Origin of the sequence: uncultured Olegusella sp., assembly GCF_947253395.1 — a bacterium.
Lineage (GTDB): Bacteria > Actinomycetota > Coriobacteriia > Coriobacteriales > Atopobiaceae > Olegusella.
Genome location: NZ_CAMXYY010000001.1, coordinates 15,602 through 36,023 on the forward strand (window position 1 = coordinate 15,602; position 20,422 = coordinate 36,023).

A 20,422-nucleotide genomic window follows, 5' to 3' on the forward strand; every position below is an offset into this window, starting at 1 on the left:
ATATCAACATTTTTACAACAAGGAGTTGCGGCGTACGTTATGCCGCTCTGACAAGAGATAAGCGAGAACACCCTACCATTCGCCGAAAAAACACTACCGTTCGTACGCGCTCGGCAAATGGTGTGCACTTTGTGAAGACATCAGTTTACTCTGGTAAGGAGTTGTGAGAACGATTTCACACAAGCCTAAGACAGTTTTCTGTTGCAGGAAAAGGGAGGAAATATGGCGTTAGATTACAAAGAGGCTGCAAGGGCTACGTTGGAGGCGATAGGAGGCGCGTCAAATGTCGTGTCTGCTGCCCACTGCGCCACCCGTCTGCGTCTCGTAATTGCCGATAACGGCAAAATTGACAAGGAGAAACTCGAAGATATCCCTGGTGCAAAGGGTAACTTTGAGGCTTCTGGTCAGCTGCAGATTATCTTTGGTACAGGCACCGTCGATAAAGTCTATGACGAATTTACCAGCCAAGGTGGCATCTCTGCAGCCAGCAAGGCTGACGTGAAGGCGGCTGCCGCCCAGAATCAAAACAAGTTTATGGCGGCCATCAAGGTTCTCTCTGACGTATTTGTACCCATCATCCCTGCAATCGTCGCTTCTGGTATGCTCATGGGAATCATGGGAGCAATTCCCTTCCTCTTCCCAGGCGTTGACCTTTCAGGCAATGTGTACTGGAAGATTGCAGGCCTGATTAATGCGTGCGCACTTGCAAACCTGCAGATTCTTCTCGGTTTTTCTGCTGCTACCGTCTTTGGTGGTAATCCTTATCTCGGCGCATCACTGGGCGCCTTGCTTATCAGCGGTGACTTCATCAACGCATATGCTGCATCATCTGCAATCGCTGATGGCTCGATGATTCGCTTTGATGTTATCCCTGGCGTCTATAACATCGACTGGGTTGGCTATCAGGGTCACGTTATCCCCATTCTTGTTGGTGTCTGGATTCTTTGTATCTTTGAGAAGCGTCTCCACAAGATTGTTCCCGAGATGTTTGACCTCTTCCTGACGCCACTGCTCTCTGTTGCTGCAGCCGCCTATATCACCATTCTTTTCATCGGCCCAGTCTTTGTATACCTTGAGAATGCAATCCTTGGTCTGCTAATGGCGTTGCTCGCTATGCCCTTGGGTATTGGTAATGCAATCATCGGCCTTATCTACAGCCCCTCAGTTGTTACTGGTTTGCACCAGATGTATACCGCTATCGACGTTTCGATGATTGCTCAGCATGGCGTTACCTACTGGCTGCCTCTTGCCTCTGCGGCAAACATTGCACAGGGTGGTGCCTGCCTAGCTGTTGCACTTAAGACGAGGTCTGACAAGACCAAGGCGTTGGCCATTCCCTCAGGCATCTCCTGCCTGCTTGGTATTACTGAGCCCGCCATCTTTGGTGTTAACCTGCCCAAGGTAAAGCCCTTCGCCGCAGGCATGGTTGGTTCTGCAGTTGGTTGCGTGATTTGCTACTTCACCAACCTTTCCGCATCTGGCACTGGTGTTACGGGTATCTTTGGTATCCTGCTTTGCATTGCAAATCCCGTGGGCTACATCATCATGTTTGCTGCGGCCTTTGCAGTTGCCTTTGGTATCACCTGGACCATCTACTCTGATGATGCTGATGTAAAGAAGCAGGGCAAAAATCTGCCCGAGCAGGCTATAGCTTCCACTCAGGCTGCTGCCAACCAGACCGCAGCAGTTGCTGCAAGTGTTGCCCAGTCCAACCAAGGCGTCACTGCTCCCACCGATGCTGAGGTTATCTATACTCCTTGTGCAGGTCAGGCAGTCGCTCTCGACCAGGTATCTGACCCTGTTTTTGCTAGCAAAGCAATGGGCGATGGCGCAGCAGTGCTTCCTAGCGATGGCAAAATGTACGCTCCTGTTTCTGGCACCATTACTGTCCTTGCTGAAACTGGCCATGCAATCGGCCTGCTTTCCGATGAGGGTGCAGAAATTTTGATTCACATTGGCATTGACACCGTCAACCTCAAGGGTGCTCCCTTTACGCCGCATACCACCGTGGGTGCAGCAGTCAAGAAGGGCGACCTGCTGATGGAAGTTGACCTCGGTGCTATTAAGGCTGCCAACCTTGATTCGATGACCATGGTCATTATTACCAACACCGACGAGTACAAAAATATCAACACTCATACTGGTGGCACGGTCAAAGCTGGTGCCCCGCTTATTGAGCTCGCGTAAGGCGCTTAGCTAAGAATGAGCAACTGTTGGGGCGGTCGCCGCGTGCGACTGCCCCTTCTTGGAATGAAGGACTCAAAAAAAGGAGCACGTCATGATTGATGTTATTGCCCTCGGTGAAGTACTTATTGACTTTACGGATGCGGGTATTTCTGACGCTGGTCAAAAACTCTTTGAACGCAATCCTGGCGGCGCTCCTGCAAATGTGCTGGTAGCACTACAGCGTCTAGGACACCAAACTGCTTTTTTGGGCAAGGTTGGCGCCGATATGCATGGCGAGTTTTTGCGTGCCACGATGGTATCCAACAATATTAATGTGCACGGTCTTTTGGTGGACCCTCGTTACTTCACGACGCTGGCTTTTGTTGCGCTTGATGAGCAAGGTGACCGCTCCTTTTCCTTCGCGCGTAAGCCCGGAGCAGATACGCAGATTGCTGCAGAAGAGGTGAATACCCAGCTTATCGAAGAGAGCAAAATCTTCCATATCGGATCGCTTTCATTGACCGATGAACCTGCGCGTGCAGCCACCTTTGCAGCACTGGAGACCGCCAAGGCTGCTGGTTGTGTGATGAGCTACGATCCCAATTATCGTGCTAACCTCTGGCCTAGTGTTTCTGCTGCCATAGAGCAAATGCGCGCTGTGTTGCCCTACATAGACATTATGAAAATGAGCGACAATGAGTGCGAGTTATTAACCGATATTGCGGACCCTGCTGAGGCTGCAAAAAAGATTGTGTCAGGCAAGGTCGATGTATGCTGTGTAACCCTAGGTTCTGAAGGTGCATTGGTATGCACCAAAGACGGTGTAGCTACGGTTCCTCCGTTCAAGACTGAGGTTGTGGACACCACGGGAGCGGGGGATGCCTTCTGGGGAGGCTTCCTTGCTGCCTTCTTAGAGAGCAGCTTGACTCCGGCAGACGTTACGCTTGAAGACGCAAAAAAGATGGCTCGTATGGGCAATGCGGAAGCTTCACTTTGTGTGCGCAAACGCGGAGGTATCCCTGCGATGCCTGAGCGTGCTAAGGTACTTGAGCTTCTTGCCTAAGTTCTGCTGAGTACCAATCCTTCTGCATGCACACGACATTCGAAGCAAAGGAGCATCATGGCTGTAGACATCAACTGGGATCCCAAGCACAATTGGCGCCTGAGATTCCATCTACAAACTCCAACAGGTGGTTTGACTGACCCTAACGGCTTGTCACAGCTCAATGGTGTGTACCATTGGTTTCACCAATACACACCAAGATGGCCTGCAGTGGGTCACGGTTGGGGTCATTGGACAAGCACCGATCTCATTAATTGGACCTTCCACGGTGAGGTGATTCGCCCTGATTGCGAGCTTGATCGCAATGGTGCCTACTCGGGCTCTGCACTCGTCAAAGACGGCAAGCTGTGGTGCTACTACACGGGCAACGTGCTTGAGCCTGGCGATTATGACTATGACTTTTCCGGACGTCTTGCCAACGAGAATCTCGTCATTTCTGAGGATGGTAATAATTTTAGCAAGAAAGTCTGCGTGCTCGACAACGCGGGCTATCCCGCCTATTGTTCCAATCATGTGCGTGATCCCAAAGTATGGGAGCAGGACGGTTTTTTGCACATGTTGCTGGGTGCACGCACAATGGACAGCCGTGGTGCGGTTTTGCTTTATCGCTCAAGCGATGGTTATACATGGGAGCTAGAAGGCTCAGCAACGGCCTATAGCAAAAGTGGTTTTGGCTACATGTGGGAATGCCCTAATGTAGCACGCCTAGGTAATCGAGAGTTTCTCTTTGTTTGCCCTCAAGGTGTTCCCAAGCAGCCTTTTAAGTATCAAAACATTCACAACTGTGGTTACTTCTCTGTGGATGGCAAGGTCATTGATTTGCTTGGCCAAGATGCGGACAAGATGGATGCAACGGAACCGTATGCTTGTTTTGATGAGAATGATTTTGTCGAAACGGATTATGGTTTTGATTTTTATTGTCCACAGATTTTTGAAGATGAACAGGGGCGCGTGCTTTACGTAGGCTGGATTGGCCTGCCAGACATCGAGTTTCAGTATGAGACGCCAACGCGCGAGTGGATGCATACGCTGACTCTACCACGTGAACTTTCGCTGAATGAAGCAGGTCGGGTGTGCTTTTGGCCTGTTAAGGAAACTGAGGCGCTGCGCAAGGCTCCTGTGGAATTTAGTGCAGAAGCAGCTCCTGGGGCGACGGGCTACGTTGGCTCGCAAACAACCTGCGATATGTTTGATGTAACAGGTGCACAAGCTGCATACTTCCCCAATGGCACAGCCGACGTGTTAATTGAAGCTATCCAAGGTGAGGGTCGTGTGATTATTGGCTCTGATTTGGAACTTTTCTTGCATGGGGATATGCTTGAGCTGGACTTCCAAAGTCCGTCGGGGCGCTGGCGTACCAACCGTCGTCTACCACTTTCTGCCCTCAGTGCGGGTCGTGTTACCGATTTGCGTATTTTGGTGGATACCTCGGTCATTGAGATTTATATCAATGGTGGGGAAAAGACCATGACTACGCGCTGGTATCCCCTCGATATTAAAAACTTGTACGTGACATCAACTTTACAGGCCCAGTACTCGGCGTGGGAGATGGGTGCTTTTGGCTTTGCAAATGTTGGGTAAGCTCCAGATAGCTAAGGTTTGCGCTATAAGGAGCTAAGCCGTGAAGCCAAAAATTGTTTTTTCTGATGTTGACGGTACTTTCGCAGATAAAGATCATCAGCCCATAGCAGCAGATGCGCCTGTTGTTCAAGCGCTCGTTGCTATGGGTGTACCTGTATGTTTGGTGTCTGCTCGTCCACCTCAAGGCCTCCGTCCTTTTCAACGGAGCTTGGGTTTTGACGGACCGATTGTGTGTTATTCAGGGGCGTATGTGTTGGACGAGATAGGGCGCACTCTTGCAAGCGAAATCATCCCTATAGACGAAGCACGGGAGATTTATGCCTATCTTACGAAGAGCTTACCGAATATATGCGTAAATACCTACGGATTTGATGAGTGGGTTGTGGCCAATCCTGACGATCCTCGTGTGAAACACGAAGAAAAACTCATACATGCTCGCGTACGTGCATCAACTGATATCGAGGGGATATTTGCTGCTACAGGTGTCCATAAGTTTTTGTTGATGGGCAGTCCTGATGATATCCGCGCAGCAGAGCAAAGCGTGGGCGATCATTATCCCGAGCTCAATGTGGTGCGTTCCAGCCCAACGCTTTGTGAAGTCATGAGTAAGCGCGCATCGAAATCGGCTGGTGTTGCTCGTTTGTGTGAGCATTTTGGCTTGCTTACTGACGACGCAGTCGCTTTTGGTGATGGCTATAACGATTTAGATATGATTGACGCTGTTGGCAGGAGTTTTGCTATGGCAAATGCGGTGCCCGCAGTAAAGGAAGCGGCGACCGATGTTATCGAGTGGACCAATGATGAATCTGGTGTCGCGCGTACCCTTGTCCAACTTTTTGAACTTTAATCTCTCAATTTAAGCGTAAAAAGAAGGGTACCGCAGAAATATGCAGCACCCTTCTTATCGTTATGTGTGGTGATACTAGACTTCGTACCACTCGCCTTTAAGTGCGTGCTCAAGCCATTTGGCAACGCCGTCTTCCCACATGCTATCGACGATACAGGTGGCCTGAGCTTTGACTTCATCAGACGCATTGTCCACTGCTACAAAGGTGCCCACATAAGGCACCATAGGTAGATCATTGCCTGAGTCACCAAAAGCTACAAGTTGTGACTTGTTGAGGCCAAGCTCTTTGCGTACCCATTCGATGCCAAAGCCCTTTTCAACACCTTTGAGCGTAATCTCAATTTCTGTGGGAGTTACCGTGGCAATCTGCAAATCACCGCGCTTTTCGAGTTCAGCCACATTGCGAGCAAGGTCTTTTGCTGTGTTAAAGCAGGCCCCCATCTTCTCGACAAAGTTTGTCTTATCATCAACTGCCAGGATTTGCGGTTTGATGTCTTCGACGGTAAAACGATTGGGCTGGCTTGTGATTTCATCGCTGAGACCTTCATCGCTCAAGGTACTCTCGCTGTCAATGCGATGTACCGCTTGGGTCATGTAGGATACGAGGCGATTCTCAAAATAAGCTCCTGTTGAGGTGAGCACATTGAGGCCTGCGCCGCGGGAATGTAGCCAATGTGCCAGCTCAAGTGCCATAGTGCGGGGAATTGCTTTGCTGAGCAGATGATTGCCATCCGCATCAAGAATTTGTCCACCATTGACAGTGATGTAGTAGTCAATGCAGGGAAGTTTAACTACATCGGGCACGATGGGAAAGTTACGCCCCGTGGAGATCACGTTGATACAGCCTGCTGCATGCACCGCTTCCATTGCAGCTATTGTGCGCCGAGAGATGTAGGTCAAATCCAAAATAGTGCCATCTAGGTCATAAAATGCTGCACCAATACCTTGGGGATTGTGCGAGTTTGCGGGTAGCATGTACTGCTCCTATCTTTTAGCTGTTGCATTTGAGAGCTGAATATCGAATGCTTTTAGATGCAATGCAGATTCTGGCGGGTAGGGATGCCGACATGTTAGCTGAGGCTACAAGACCTCGCAAAGGAGAGTGGCATCCTACCCCATCTAGAGCAGGCCGCGAATTAGCTGGATGAGGAACTTCTCTTCTTGTTACCTCGGATCTCTTTTAGGAGGTTGCGGTTCTAGGTGTTAGGTAGGCCCGTCGCAGTCACAAAAGGAGGTCAAGATGATCTATGTAGGTGTGGATATCGCAAAGATAGACCACGTGATTGCAGCAGTGGACGAACAGGGAGAAGAACTTGGCAAGTCCATGGGCTTTAAGAACTCAGCTCAAGGCTTCGAGCATGCCATAAGCTGGCTTGAGGGGGTAGCTAAGGAGCCGAAAGACGTGGTTGTCGGTATGGAGGCCACTGGCCACTACTGGATGGCCTGCTACGCCTACCTTTTATCCCACGACTATGCGGTCTGTGTTATCAACCCCATGCAGGTCAGAGCTGTCCGCAGGCTCAAGGGGCTTTCCGGCGTCAAGAACGACTGGGTGGACAGCCGCCTTATAGCCGAGACCCTGCGCATAGGACAGTTCGACACAACCAAACTTGCCACCGATGAGGTGCAGTCGCTGCGTACACTCTCGCGCTACCTGCAGTCGCTCAAAGCAGAGCTTGCTGAGGTAAAGACTCAGTGCATCTGTCTTATGGATTCCTACTTCCCTGAGTTCGACGGCGTCTTCTCGAATATGTTTTCCCAAGGCGCTAGGGCTGTGCTCTTAAAGTCACCTTTACCCTTTGAGCTCAAGCGCAGAAGACAGGACTCACTTACCCGAGACATCCAAGAGGCCTCAAGGCAAAAAGAGGGGGCTGCCCGTGGCAAGGCAGAAGAGCTCAGACGGCGCGCTAAGGCATCAGTAGGCATTGCGCTAGGACAACAGGCCGCATCGTTTCAGCTGCGCTCCCTCGTACGCCAGATGGACTTTCTCGACGAGGAGTGCGCCAAGGTCTTAAAGCTTGTGAGAGAACTCCTTGAGAAGGTTGAGCCCCTCATTTTGACCATCCCTGGTATCTCCTACACGACCGGTGCTCAGATCGTCTCAGAGATAGGTGATATCTCTAGATTCAAAAACGCCTCCGCCCTCGTAAGCTACGCGGGGCTGAACTCACAGGTGAGCCAGTCGGGCAAGTTTGACAGTGGGGGCGGTCCCATCACCAAGCATGGCTCGCCCTACCTCAGGAGGGCAATCTGGCTTGCGGCCAGCAGAGCCTACCAGTACGACTTGAAGCTTAAAGCCTTCTACGACAAGAAACGCTGCGAGGGAAAGCCTCATAGGGTGGCTGTAACGGCTGTAGCAAGAAAACTGTGCCACATTGTTTTTGCTGTCATGCGTGATCAGGCTCCCTACGATCCCAATCGCTAGGAGCGGTCTTTGGAAGCATTCGATATTCAACTCTCAAAGTGCAGTAAACGCTTGCTTGTCTAAGGTTGAAACTTTAGTTTTCAGGTCTTGACTTCATATAGCTGGTCTCCTTTGCTAAGAATGTGAAATCTCAAAGCCGTGCGTAGTCAAGTTGGCATCCAGTTGAGCCCAAGCATCAGCTGAGCTGCGGCGGATGCAAAGCTTATCCTCCGTTGCGCTCACTTCGAGATCACCTTCGATATCAAAAGCGGGATGAGTATTGCGTAGCTTCATCATCTCAAGCAACTTTTGCACAACAGGACGCTTGACCTCATGGTCAATCTCGTCCACACGGTAATAGTGGCGATTGATATTGCGACCTTCCTTGGTAGATTCGAGTAGCTCGATGTCATTACTACCTGCAAGGAGGCCTACGTAGTAGACCATGGGTACGCCACGTGCAAAGAACTGAATTGCGCGTGCGAGCAGGTACGCATCATCATCGTTACCCAGCGCCGAATAGTAGGTGGTATTGATCTGATAAATGTCAAGATTGTTGTACGCCTCGGTGTTGTATACCTTCTTTACATTGGCGCCTTCGGAGAACATCTTTTCTTTGGTGTAGTCAACTGCCTCGTCAGGAAGCAGATCCTTGACATCAACAATACCAAGGCCATCATGGGTATCAAGGGTGGTGAACTGGTGCTTGGGACTCATCTTGAGCCAATTGGCAAGATAGCTACCCTTGCCGGAGTAGAGAGCATGCAAGGTCAGCACGGGTAGAGCAAAGTCGTAAATCCAGTATCCCTTATCGGCAACTTGCATCTGAATGCTGTAGTGCTCATGAATCTCAGGCAGCACCATGACTTGGTATGGGTCAAGTACCTCTTGCATGCTTTGGAGCAGCCTAGTGGTGTCGGGCTCGACAAAAAAGCAGTTGCTTCCTGCGCGCTTGGCGGCATATGCAAAGGCATCCAAGCGAATGATGGATGCATTATTTTGGGCCATATGTACGAGGGTTTCGCGGAAAAAGCGCTGAGCGCGCTCAGAGCGGATGTTAATGTCAATCTGCTCCTCGCCAAACGTGCACCAGACATCTTCCTTGCTGCCGTCAGCAAATTCTGCCACGATGCTTGGGGCCTTGGGCTTGCGCTTGTAAATGGCATCAATTTGCTCTTGGGTGGGAGCTCCTCCTGGCCAAAAATCTTTGTAGCGGATGAAGAAATCGGCAAATTCCGAGTCGTCTTTCTTCTCCAAAAAGTCTTGGAAATAGGGCGACTGGCGGGAGATGTGGTTAATCATAAAGTCAAACATCAAATACCGACTCTCGCCTATACGGCGCACATCATCCCAGCTACCAAACTTAGGATCGACGATGTCGTAGCGCATAGGCGCAAAACCACGGTCAGCAGAGCTGGGGAAGAAGGGTAAGATATGCACCCCGCCAACAGCCTTGTCAAAATACTTAGTGAGCACATGCTCAAGATCCTGGAGATTTTCACCGAGACTATCGGCGTAGGTGATGAGCATGATTTTGTTTTCGAACTTCATGGGACTCCCTATAGCTGATGTGCTCTCGCTTAGACGTTGGTGACTAGCTGCTGTTTTGCTTAGCTGCTGTTTTACTTATCTTAAAGACCCAAAATGGTGAAGTCGGCCGACGAGTTGGTTGACAGCGAATTGCCTAATCCGTAGACCATATTGCTGATGACATACTCGCCATCGTTAACATATATCTCGACGATATGACCATGTAGCAGCATCTCAATCTTGTTTTCGGAACCCACCTCAGGTGTTTCGGAGTGCAGGTGCATAAAGTTTTCGCGTGGGCGATAAACCTTGCTGCGGTCAACATGAATACGGTTTTTGTCTTGCCATACGCGCAAGCCACCAATGTCGATATGATCGCCTTCGCGCAGTGTAGTACCAAAAAGGTAGGGGCGGTGACACACAGGTGTGTTGATGCGCTGCGCTAGCGCACGACGGATATTAGGGTGCAGGCGGAAGTACGTGTGACCATCGACAACTTCGACAACACGTGGAGCGGTGAACATGCCAATCCACTTGTTGTCAATGGGCTCGGGCATGCGCATCCAGCCCACCATTACCCGACGACCCGTGGCATCAGTGGTGGTTTGGGGAGCATAGAAATCGTGGCCATAATCGGTAAGACGGCGTTCTCCCGTAAAGTTGATTGAGCAATCGTCTTTGTTGTAATCGACAACAAAGCAGACACTTTGGTCGTCTTTGCCTCCCTCGTAGCCCATTAATGATGCAAGTAGTACGGTGCCACCCTCAACCTCAAAGAGATCGGGACACTCGCACATCCAGCCTAGCTGGGGATCCATAAGCGTGCGAGTAACGTACTCCCAGTTCATCAGGTCGCAGCTCTTGTAAAAAAGGATTTCTCCCTGCTTGCGATGCACATTGCTACCCAGTATGAGATACCAACCATCAGTGCCCTGCCAGACCTTTGGGTCGCGCGTATGAGTGGCGTCTCCGAGTTCGGGATCGTCAATGGGCGGAATAATAACGTACTTGTCATCAAAGTTGTTAAAGGTTTTTCCGTCCAAAGACTCCATGGTGAGTTGTGTTGATGTGAAACGGTCGGGAATACACTTATTGATATTCTCGGGATCAACCTCGTCGTAGTGCACACCAGTATAAAAGAGACGCAGCTTGCCGCCGCTTTCGACGGCGCTGCCCGAAAAACAACCGTTTTGGTCAGAGGGCTTTGAAGGAAAGAGGGCAATATCTTTTTGTTCCCAACTGACGAGATCGGGGCTAATGGCATGACCCCAGCAAATGGTGCCCCACTGTGTCGCATGAGGAAAGTACTGGTAAAAGAGATGGTACTCACCCTTGTAGTAGATGAAGCCGTTGGGGTCGTTTATCCAACCACGCTGCGTATGAAAGTTGATGCTTTGCATGTGAGCCCTTCTGAAGTTTGATGCCTAACGGTCTACGACGTAGTTAATGCTGATGGGAGACATGGGATACCAGCAGGCTTGAGCCTCAGGAAAGTCCATGCTGACTTGGACACTGTCTGCTTCAGTGTAGTAGCGGGTGCCAAAGACAGTCTCGCCACCATTGATAAAGATTTCAAAGACGGAAGTATCCATGATGACTCGGATGTCATGGACAGCGTCAACCTTGGTGCGGCGGATTTTGCGACCATGGCCCACAGTGTCATCAGTAAAGACGAGCTCTGCTTCACCGTTGGAAAAACGCAGTTCGAGCGCCTCGTCAAAGCGGAGCGTGCCATCGCCTGCAATATGGGAGATTACGAGGTCGGAGACTTTGGGGATAGTTGCGCTGGCGCCATCAAAGGGAACAGCTTCGCCGCGGAGAGAGTCGATTTCGGCAACAGGATTTTGTAGGATGTGCCCGTCGGCATTGAGTGTGAGTTCGCGAGGCACTGTTAGGCAGCCGCGCCAAGTGTCTGTGGGATTGTTGTAGGGGCGAACATCATTTTTGTCGTGGGGGAGACTCATCCAACCTATGAGGAGCGTGCGATTCTTTTCATCGATGAAGCTTTGGCACGCATAGTAGTCAAAACCGTGGTCCCATTCGACAAAAGTAGTTTGATCAATACCGGGGTGTGGTGCCTGTGCATGCATGAGCTCGTGGTCTTGGTGCAACAGATCCAGGAGCGATCCATCAATAGGAAAGTAGCCATTGCCGTGCACATTTTGAAGCATGTAGGGCAGGCCAAGCTCGTCTGTGCCTTGTGGGCATGTGGCAAGAAACTCGTGAACCGTGCCTTGTGTGTCGGCCAGAGTAATGCGGTCGGGACACTCCCACATATAGCCAAATGGTTCACTGTCGGTATTGGTAACAGAGCCTTCGAGTTCCCAATGTGCACCATCATCGGAGCGATAGCACAACACAGCACCGCGGCTATCATTGCGCGTGCGCGCGCCAAGGAGCATATGAAGGGAGTTATTCTGCTTCCAAACTTTGGGATCGCGAACGTGGTTTGAGCAATAGACAGGGTAGCCGGAGTTGTCGAGGATGACTTCCTTGGGACCCATGTGGATGCCGTTGTAACTACGCATGCGCGTTTGGTTGGCAAGGCGACCCGCGAGTGTGCCATCGCCTTCGGGTAGGCGGACGTTGCCAGTGTAGTAGTACCAGACTTCACCGCCGTCGTGCTCGGCACCATCTGCGGGCGTGGCGATATATGCACCACCAGAATAGGATCCGTCTTTGTCAGAAGGGCAATCGGGCATGACTTGGCAGCCGAGAAAGACCCAGTTTATGAGGTCGCGGCTGACGTAGTGTCCCCAGCCATGAGGGCTATCGAAGTTACCAGGATACTCAGGGGCGTTCTGGCAGCAGATATGGTAGGTCCCGCGGAATTGGCAGAGACCATTAGGGTCGCTGATTGAGCCTTTATAGGGGGCAAGGTGGAGTTTTGGACGCCAAGATTCGTCACTCATGCGGGGGTCCTTTCCATATGTCGCCAAGCTTTATAAGTATTAGCGACTTATCGATATACTTGCACACAATCCTATCTGAGAACGATTCCATATTAAGGCAAATGACGGTGAATGGTATCTAGATTGTGCGAGTGGTTAGAAGTTCGCGCTAAGTAATTAAAGTGATGAGCATAAAGCACGTAAATAGTGCAAAGCGCACAGGTAGCACAAATCACATATGTGGTACGAAGCGCAGGGAGTTTAGGTATGGAAGGCTTGACTGTGTAAAGTCTAGATGTGCGAGGGTGAAATGCGTGCTTTAGAAGTGTGTGGTGTGGTCATATGCAGATGAGATACATGTGACAAAGAGGATATAGCTTTAATCACAATAAACGAGTAAAAACATCCACACTATTACAATTCATTTTTATAAAACCGCAGATGAATATATAAATATGTAAAAAACCATTAGAATAGTGTGTATGTTTTTGGGGCTAAAAAATGAAAACAGCTTTTATCAGGACCCCAGAAAGCGCAGCTCAGCCATGCAATATTTTGTCTCGCTTGTATCCTGCTGAGTATGAGCATATGCAAAAGCGCAGTTCAAAAGGGGTGTTTTTGAGTCAAATTTCTCTACTGTGGCGTTAGGGCACTTTTCGAGCTTTTTGTGTGGGGGTTCTAAATATCACACAAGTATTTTTAGGCACCTAAAACGGCCTCTGAGCGCCTCTGTTTTTTCAGTCTCGCGATTGGGGGTGTTGCAAGTGTGGAAGGCTGGACCTGTTGCAGGTTTGGAAGGTTGGACCTGTTGCAGGTTTGGAAGGTTGGACCCGCTGCAGGCCTGGCATTTAACTAGTCGTTCAAAATACGGTGTTCAAAGCGTCCGTCCGTGTAGAGGCCATAGCTGTGGCTTCCGTCTTTGGGGATACCAATGCTGCCGGGATTAAACAGCCATAAATCGGGATGTTTTGCGCTGGCTTCGTTCGCTTTGATGTGGGTGTGTCCATAGACGAGACTGGTATGCGCAGGCAGAGGTGGGAGGCGATCGATAGAGTTATCTCGTCCAGCGCCCCAAATATGGCCGTGGGTGAGGAACAGTTCATGTAGGCTGCCTTTGGATGTGCTGTCCAAAATGACAGCGCTTTCAGCGAGACAGGGGAAATTAAGCACCATCTGGTCGACTTCGGCCTCGCAATTACCGCGAACCGCCACAATCTGCGCTGCAAGGGAGTTAAGCATCGCGATAACCTCGCGCGGAGCATAATCGGCAGGCACATTATTGCGTGGTCCATGATAGAGCAGGTCACCCAACAGCACTATACGGTCAGGCTGCTCTTGTTCAATGGCGGACATCAACCTCTTGCACCAAGCCGCCGCCCCGTGAATATCAGACGCAATGAGAAGCTTCATCGTGGGTATCCCATCTCTTTTTAGTAGTCCTACTCAGTATGCACCAATCAGCTGTATCTCTCAGCCAGTCTTTAGAACCGAGTACGGTCTCTTGATACAGATCATTACCCCGACTCCGCGCCTTCTTTGTGTAAGACGTTGTTTGATTATGAGGAGTCGTGAATATGATTGTCTTTGAGTAATCAACACTATATTTTCTTGAGCAAATGGGGCTTAAGAATCCTTAAATTGATGAATACAAAAAATCTAATGTGAAGAGACTTAGATTATGTATAAAATTATATATCGTGGGAACAATTGCCTTGTATGGATAAGGCGTCGGCGACTCGGCGACACCAAAATGCATTAAAACTCTCGGCCTTTGGGCGGGGGGAGAAGGAAAGGAAGCATTATGAGCAAAATTCTTGGCATCGACCTTGGTACCACTAACTCAGCAATGGCAGTGTTTGAGGGTGGCGAGCCTTCTATTATCGTGAACGCCGAGGGCGATCGCACCACTCCGTCCGTCGTGGGTTTCCGTGCCGACGGAGATCGCATTGTCGGTAAGGCTGCAAAAAACCAAGCAGTTACCAACCCTACCAACACGGTCTTTTCCATTAAACGTTTCATGGGTCGTCGCTATGACGAGGTTGGCTCCGAGCTCAAGACCGTTCCTTACAAGGTTAAGGCTGGCGCTGGTCAGCGTGCCGTTGTAGAGATTAATGGTGAGGATTTCACCCCTGAGCAGATTTCCGCTATGGTTCTCGGCAAGATGAAGGCTGACGCTGAGAAATCTCTCGGCGAGACCATCACCGATGCAGTCATTACCGTCCCCGCTTACTTCAATGACGCTCAGCGTCAGGCGACTAAGGACGCGGGTAAGATCGCTGGCCTTAACGTGCAGCGCATTGTCAACGAGCCTACAGCCGCAGCTCTCGCCTATGGTTTTGACAAGAAGAACATTGATCAGAAGATTTTGGTCTTTGACTTGGGTGGCGGTACTTTTGACGTCTCCCTGCTTGACCTTGCCGACGGCGTTGTCGAGGTTCTTGCAACCAACGGTGACAACCACCTCGGTGGCGACGACTGGGACCAGCGTGTGATTGACTGGATGGCTGACAAGTTCCAGCAGGATAATGGTATCGATCTCCGCAATGACCCCATGGCTCTTCAGCGCCTCAAGGACGCGGCTGAGAATGCAAAGAAGGAGCTTTCTTCTGCTCAGCAGGCCGAGATCAATCTTCCCTTTATTACTGCTGATGCTACTGGCCCCAAGCACCTCAACTACTCCCTGACCCGTGCAGAGTTTGAAAAGATTACCCGTGACCTGCTTGACCGCTGCAAAGCTCCCGTTACCAAGGCTCTTCAGGATGCTGGATTGCAGATTTCCCAGGTCAATGAGGTTATTCTCGTTGGCGGCTCCACTCGTATGCCCGCTGTTCAGGAACTTGTCCGTCAGATGACGGGCAAGCAGCCCAACATGTCGGTTAACCCTGACGAGGTTGTGGCCGACGGCGCTGCGGTCCAGGGCGGCGTGCTTTCTGGTGCTTCTGGCGCTTCCGATATCTTGCTGCTTGACGTTACCCCACTTTCTCTAGGCGTTGAGACCATGGGTGGCATCATGACCAAGATGATTGACCGCAACACCACCATTCCTACCAGCAAAACCGAGGTCTACTCCACCGCAGCAGATAATCAACCTTCCGTTGAGATTAACGTGTTGCAGGGCGAGCGCGAGATGGCCCGCGACAACAAGAGCTTGGGCAAGTTCCAGCTTACGGGCATCCCCATGGCGCGCCGTGGTGTGCCTCAGATTGAGGTTACCTTTGACATCGATGCCAACGGCATTGTAAAGGTCACCGCAAAGGACCGCGGCACGGGCAAGCAGCAGCAAATCACCATTTCTGGTTCTACGGCACTGTCTGACGAGGAAGTTGACCGCATGGTTAAGGACGCAGAGTCCCACGCCGAGGAAGACAAGGCCAAGAAGGACGAGATTGAGGTACGCAACCAGGCCGATTCCCTTGCCTACTCTACCGAGCAGACCTTAAAAGAGCTTGGCGACAAGGTGCCTGCTGATACCAAGCAGAAAGCCGAAGATGGCATTGCTGCTGTTCGCAAGGCTTTAGACGGTACTGACACTGAGGCGATTAAGTCCGCAAGCGAGCAGCTCCAGACAGCAGCTCAGGATTTGGCTCAGGTGGTGTACTCCGCAACTGACGCTCAGACGGCGCAAGGTGCACCTACTGATGGTGGCAGCGCTGACGATGTAGTTGATGCTGACTATGAGGTTGTCGACGACGACAACAAGCAGAACTAGTAGGTGGCCGACATGTCCGAGAAGGAAGAGAAGAGGGTAGAGGAAGTAGTCGATGAGACTACTTCTGCCCCCGCCCCCAACGGGCAGGACCCAAAGGAGAACGGCGTGAAAGTTTCAGTCGAGGTCGACGACGACCAGACAGGCGCCGAGGCCAAGCTGGACGAAGAGGCCCTTGTTGAAGCAGCCAAGCGCGCAGGCACTCAGGCGGCAGAAGAAGAAATTGCTGCCAAGGAGGCTGAGCGTGCCAAAGCTGCTGAGGCAGCCCAGAGTGAGTTGCAGGACAAGTTGGATGGTGCCCAAGCCGAAATTGACGCTGCAAAAAAAGAAGCAGCTGATGCCACCGACCGCTTGCTGCGACTCCAGGCAGACTGGGATAATTTCCGTCGTCGCACCGCTCAGGAACGACTCAACGAGCGGGATCGTGCGGCTGAAAAGTTGGTAGTTTCCCTGCTGCCTGTGCTAGACGATATGGAGCGTGCTATTGAGCACGCTGCTAAGGCTGCGCAGGAGGACGCCGAGGACAACCAGTTTGATCAGTTTGTTGCGGGCGTGCAGGCTGTCCACGACAAGATGGTATCCATCTTGGGCAAGGCAGGTGTTGAGGTCATTAATCCTCTGGGTGATGCTTTTAATCCGCTAGAACATCAGGCGGTGGGTCGCGTGGAGGATACAGAGACCTACGATGAGTCAGTTGCAGCAGTATATCTGCGTGGCTATCGCATGGGCGGTAAGGTTATTCGTGAGGCTATGGTGCAGGTAACCTTTGGGGGCCCTCAGCGTCCTGGTCCTGCTCAGGAAGATGATGCGGCGACTGATGTGGACGTAGACGCTGCAGAGTCTCGTGAGGCTTAGATCTGATTTAGTCGGACACCTGCTTGCGGGTGTCCGATATTTGGCATCGCTGAGATGTCTCGTGCATGAGTACGTGCGATGTAATGAAAGGAGGCGGCTTCCGCCATGGCAGATAAGAATTATTACGACGTTTTGGGCGTGAGCAAAAATGCCTCCGATGCAGAAATCAAGAAAGCATTTCGTAAGCTCGCAGCCAAATACCACCCTGATCGCGGAGGCGATGAGGCTAAGTATAAAGAAGTCAGCGAGGCATACACCACCCTCTCCAATCCTCAAAAGCGTAAGGAATACGATCAGCTTTTGGCCTTTGGTGGTATTCCAGGAGCTGGCTTTGGCGGTGCGGGCGGTGCAGGCGCCTACAGCTATGGCGGCGGCATGAACTGGGAAGATATTCTCGGTAGCATGCGTGGTGGTGAAGGTGCCTTTGGCGGTTTTGACTTTAGTTCAATCTTTAACGGACAGGGTGCAGGCCGTGCGCAAACTCGCCCATCCAAAGGTAGTGACCTTACACTAGACGTAAGTGTGACTGCAGAAGAAGCCTTTGTGGGCGCTCAGCGTAAAGTGAGCTATACCATACCTTCAACGGGAGAGCGACAAAGTCTTACAGTTAAAGTGCCTGCCGGTGCCGTTGATGGCGGCAAATTGCGCTATCGCGGTCGTGGCGAATTTGGCGCCAATGGTGGCGCTCGTGGCGACCTTGTAGTGACAACGCGCGTGGCCGAACATCCGCTTTGGAAGCGTGATGGTGCCGACGTGCGCATGGAGCTGTCGATTTCTATCTTTGAAGCAGCGCTTGGCGCACAGGTAGAAGTCCCCACTCCAGCAGGCGAGACCGTGCGTCTTAAGGTTCCTGCAGGAACACAGGATGGTAAAACTTTCCGCTTCCGTGGTATGGGTGCACCCGATGTCAGAAGCAAAAATAACAAGGGCGCTCTCTATGTGACCGTGCGTATCAAGGTGCCGACCAGTTTGTCTGCTGATGAGCGCAAAGTGCTTTCGAATTTGCGCGATGCTGACCACCGTGAATATCGAAAGGATGTTGAGCGCTATGTCTCGTAGTGACGGCAAAAACAAGCCCCTCTACATGATTAGCGTTGCTGCTGAATTGACGGGCATGCATCCCCAGACCCTACGTGTGTACGAACAAAAGGGCTTGGTGAACCCCGGTCGCTCACGCGGCAACACACGTCTGTATTCTCAGCATGATATTGAGCGTCTCAACCTTATTAGCAAGCTGACTGATGAGGGCATCAATCTGGCTGGTGTGGTGCGCATCCTCGACATGCGTGAGCGCGCAGAAGCACTCGTGAATGAAAACGATGAGATGCGTGCACGTATCCGTGAGCTTGAGGACGAAGTGCATGAATTTCGCATGCAAGAGCGCATTGTGGCACTTGCTCGCTATGATGGAGGTAGTCCCGAACAGGTTATGCGTGGCTTGTTAGATGATGGGGAGCGAAAGGACTGGTAGTGAGCATCACAAACTTTGTCTTTGATATGGGCGGTGTGCTTATGGATTTTAATCCTGATTTGTACTCCCAGCTCTATGTAGACAACGATCAGGATGCCCTACTTATTCGTAATGCCCTATTTTTACATCCGAGCTGGGCTTTGCTTGATTCAGGCACTATTAGTGATGCCACGATGGAAATGATTGCTCAGCGTCAGTTGCCCGAGCGGCTGTGGGAGCCCCTACATCAAACTTGCTTGCACTGGCATGAACATCATACGCCCCTGCCCCTCATGAATCAGCAGGTAGAACGCTTGCATACTGCTGGGTATGGCTGCTTTCTGCTGTCCAATGCGGGCGTTCGTTGGTGGAAGATTCGCGAGCTCATTCCCTGCATGCCCCTGATGGATGGCTTTGTCGTATCGGCGTTTGAGCGCATTATGAAGCCCGATCCACTTATCTTTACGACCTTATGCGAGCGTTATCAATTAGAGCCTGCAAGCTGTCTTTTTATTGATGACAATGCCGACAACTGCGCAGGTGCGGAAGTTGCCGGCATGACGGGCTATGTATATAACGGCGATGTAGTCGCCTTTGAAAAGTATGTCAGCACGACACTTGGCATCGCATACTAGTGCCTAGAGTTTTTGCTGCCAAGCAGAACTATGCCTCTTGTGAGGGAACACATACAGACAGTAGAGTGCAGACGCCATCCGTAGGTGTGACGTGCACAGTTGCATTACCTGCAGGTATAAACCAAGTTTCACCAGCCTTTATATGCTCAATCTGCTCGCCTAGCTTGGCTTGAGCATTGCCGTTAAGCAGTATCAATGCAACATAGCTTTTATCGGTGATGGGAAGCTCTGCGGTATCGTTTAAAATCCAGCGCTCGGTGCGAAAGCACGTGCCTTGGCCTAGGAGTTGTCGAGTGCCTCCAGCGACTTCACTGGGGTGCACAGGCGCACCTAAATAGCCAGGCTGTTCGAGCAAAGCGACTTCTTTTGCCTGCTGGACATGGAGTTCTCGCGTCTTGCCGTGAGAATCAACACGACCAAAGTCGTAAACGCGATACGTGGTATCGGAATTTTGCTGTACTTCAGCAAGCAAAATGCCACCACCAATTGCATGGAGCAAGCCTGCGCGGATAAAGAAGACATCGCCTGGCTTGACGGGTACCTGGTTGAGCTTGTCTTCGATACTGTTATCGGCAATAGCTGCAGCAAACTCGTCAGGGGTCATATCTTCACGAAGGCCTAGATAGAGAAAGGCGTCAGGGTCGGCATCAACAATGACCCACATTTCGGTTTTTCCATAGGGCATACCGTGGCTATGAGCATAAGCATCGTCAGGATGTACCTGAATTGACAAAGGGCTTGCGGCATCAATAAATTTGATGAGCGTGGGGAAGGCTTCCATAACATGAGCGTTGCTACCAGCGGCGTTTGGGTGTGTAGCAAGATATTCGACCAAGGTTTTGCCCGTATCACTGCCTGTAGCCACGATGCTGGGATAATCATTGCGAGCAGAAAGAGTCCATGCTTCTCCATAATTGTCCTGTCCAGCTGCAGGACTACCAAGGCGTGTGCCACCCCAGATTTTGCTTACCAACGCTGGTCTTAGACGAATCATTTCCTGCATTGCTTACTCCTTATCAGCCGTGTTAAAACTGGGCTACAGAGCTTTGCTTGCCAAGGAGGCTGGTCGCTCATGTGTACGCTCCCTCTTCACGGTAGCGCATTTTATAAAAAGTAGAAATATGCTCAAGACGGAATCCACAAAGCTAAATTATTGAGTTTAGAAAATCTTATATAAAGAGACTTAGATTTGATTAGGAAGCTGTTTGAGTGGGAAGACTGTCATCAATAAACAGTGAGGTGCCAGAGTGCGTGCCAAGAGCTGACGTCAGCTTAAAAAGAGTCGCAGCTGAGG

The 20,422-nt window shown here is 51.0% G+C and carries 16 protein-coding genes; 10 read left to right on the forward strand and 6 right to left on the reverse strand.

The genetic code is table 11. The features are described from left to right. Nucleotides 1-222: 222 nt before the first annotated feature. From Q0X25_RS00080 to Q0X25_RS00095, 4 genes are all read left to right on the forward strand, one after another. A complete protein-coding gene (locus tag Q0X25_RS00080) occupies nt 223-2,187 on the forward strand; it encodes a PTS beta-glucoside transporter subunit IIBCA (protein ID WP_298578135.1) in 1,965 nt (654 codons plus the stop codon). 91 nt (nt 2,188-2,278) lie between these two features. Next, nucleotides 2,279-3,229 (forward strand): carbohydrate kinase family protein, encoded by a 951-nt coding sequence (locus tag Q0X25_RS00085; RefSeq protein ID WP_298578137.1) that lies wholly within the window; start codon nt 2,279-2,281, stop codon nt 3,227-3,229. Between the two features lie 57 nt (nt 3,230-3,286). Further along, on the forward strand, nt 3,287-4,810 hold the full coding sequence (locus Q0X25_RS00090) for a glycoside hydrolase family 32 protein (protein WP_298578139.1): 1,524 nt from the start codon (nt 3,287-3,289) through the stop codon (nt 4,808-4,810). A 40-nt stretch (nt 4,811-4,850) separates the two neighbouring features. Next, entirely contained in the window at nt 4,851-5,657 is an 807-nt protein-coding gene (locus Q0X25_RS00095; protein WP_298578141.1) for a Cof-type HAD-IIB family hydrolase, read from the forward strand. A gap of 75 nt (nt 5,658-5,732) precedes the next feature. On the opposite strand, the gene Q0X25_RS00100 is transcribed toward Q0X25_RS00095, so the two are convergent. Further along, a complete protein-coding gene (locus tag Q0X25_RS00100; protein ID WP_298578143.1) occupies nt 5,733-6,632 on the reverse strand; it encodes an HAD-IIB family hydrolase in 900 nt (299 codons plus the stop codon). Nucleotides 6,633-6,897: 265 nt separating this feature from the next. On the opposite strand from Q0X25_RS00100, the gene Q0X25_RS00105 reads away from it, so the two are divergent. After that, nucleotides 6,898-8,082, forward strand: a complete 1,185-nt coding sequence (locus Q0X25_RS00105) for an IS110 family transposase (protein ID WP_298578144.1) — start codon at nt 6,898-6,900, stop codon at nt 8,080-8,082. A 114-nt stretch (nt 8,083-8,196) separates the two neighbouring features. On the opposite strand, the gene gtfA is transcribed toward Q0X25_RS00105, so the two are convergent. The 4 genes from gtfA to yfcE all read right to left on the reverse strand — a co-directional run bounded on the left by gtfA (nt 8,197) and on the right by yfcE (nt 13,892). Further along, entirely contained in the window at nt 8,197-9,612 is a 1,416-nt protein-coding gene (gene gtfA, locus Q0X25_RS00110) for a sucrose phosphorylase (protein ID WP_298578147.1), read from the reverse strand. Nucleotides 9,613-9,692: 80 nt separating this feature from the next. Further along, nucleotides 9,693-10,991, reverse strand: coding sequence for a glycoside hydrolase family 32 protein (locus Q0X25_RS00115; RefSeq protein WP_298578149.1), 1,299 nt, complete (start codon nt 10,989-10,991; stop codon nt 9,693-9,695). Between the two features lie 24 nt (nt 10,992-11,015). Further along, on the reverse strand, nt 11,016-12,503 hold the full coding sequence (locus Q0X25_RS00120; protein ID WP_298578151.1) for a glycoside hydrolase family 32 protein: 1,488 nt from the start codon (nt 12,501-12,503) through the stop codon (nt 11,016-11,018). Nucleotides 12,504-13,334: 831 nt separating this feature from the next. After that, nucleotides 13,335-13,892 carry a phosphodiesterase gene (gene yfcE / locus Q0X25_RS00125; RefSeq protein WP_298578153.1) on the reverse strand — a complete coding sequence of 186 codons (558 nt, stop codon included), beginning with the start codon at nt 13,890-13,892 and terminating at the stop codon, nt 13,335-13,337. Nucleotides 13,893-14,283: 391 nt separating this feature from the next. Here yfcE and dnaK point away from each other — a divergent pair, with 391 nt between their 5' ends. The 5 genes from dnaK (at nt 14,284) to Q0X25_RS00150 (ending at nt 19,128) form a co-directional block, all read left to right on the forward strand. Then, complete coding sequence (dnaK, locus tag Q0X25_RS00130; protein WP_298578155.1) at nt 14,284-16,191, forward strand: molecular chaperone DnaK; 1,908 nt, start codon at nt 14,284-14,286, stop codon at nt 16,189-16,191. Nucleotides 16,192-16,203: 12 nt separating this feature from the next. Next, complete coding sequence (locus Q0X25_RS00135) at nt 16,204-17,043, forward strand: nucleotide exchange factor GrpE (RefSeq protein WP_298578157.1); 840 nt, start codon at nt 16,204-16,206, stop codon at nt 17,041-17,043. 105 nt (nt 17,044-17,148) lie between these two features. Continuing rightward, complete coding sequence (locus Q0X25_RS00140) at nt 17,149-18,102, forward strand: DnaJ C-terminal domain-containing protein (RefSeq protein ID WP_298578159.1); 954 nt, start codon at nt 17,149-17,151, stop codon at nt 18,100-18,102. Next, on the forward strand, nt 18,092-18,514 hold the full coding sequence (locus Q0X25_RS00145) for a heat shock protein transcriptional repressor HspR (protein WP_298578161.1): 423 nt from the start codon (nt 18,092-18,094) through the stop codon (nt 18,512-18,514). Before Q0X25_RS00140 ends, Q0X25_RS00145 begins: the two co-directional genes overlap by 11 nt. Beyond that, nucleotides 18,514-19,128 carry an HAD family phosphatase gene (locus Q0X25_RS00150; protein ID WP_298578163.1) on the forward strand — a complete coding sequence of 205 codons (615 nt, stop codon included), beginning with the start codon at nt 18,514-18,516 and terminating at the stop codon, nt 19,126-19,128. Before Q0X25_RS00145 ends, Q0X25_RS00150 begins: the two co-directional genes overlap by 1 nt. 28 nt (nt 19,129-19,156) lie before the next feature. On the opposite strand, the gene Q0X25_RS00155 is transcribed toward Q0X25_RS00150, so the two are convergent. Next, complete coding sequence (locus Q0X25_RS00155; protein WP_298578165.1) at nt 19,157-20,131, reverse strand: type I phosphomannose isomerase catalytic subunit; 975 nt, start codon at nt 20,129-20,131, stop codon at nt 19,157-19,159. Nucleotides 20,132-20,422 lie beyond the last annotated feature (291 nt).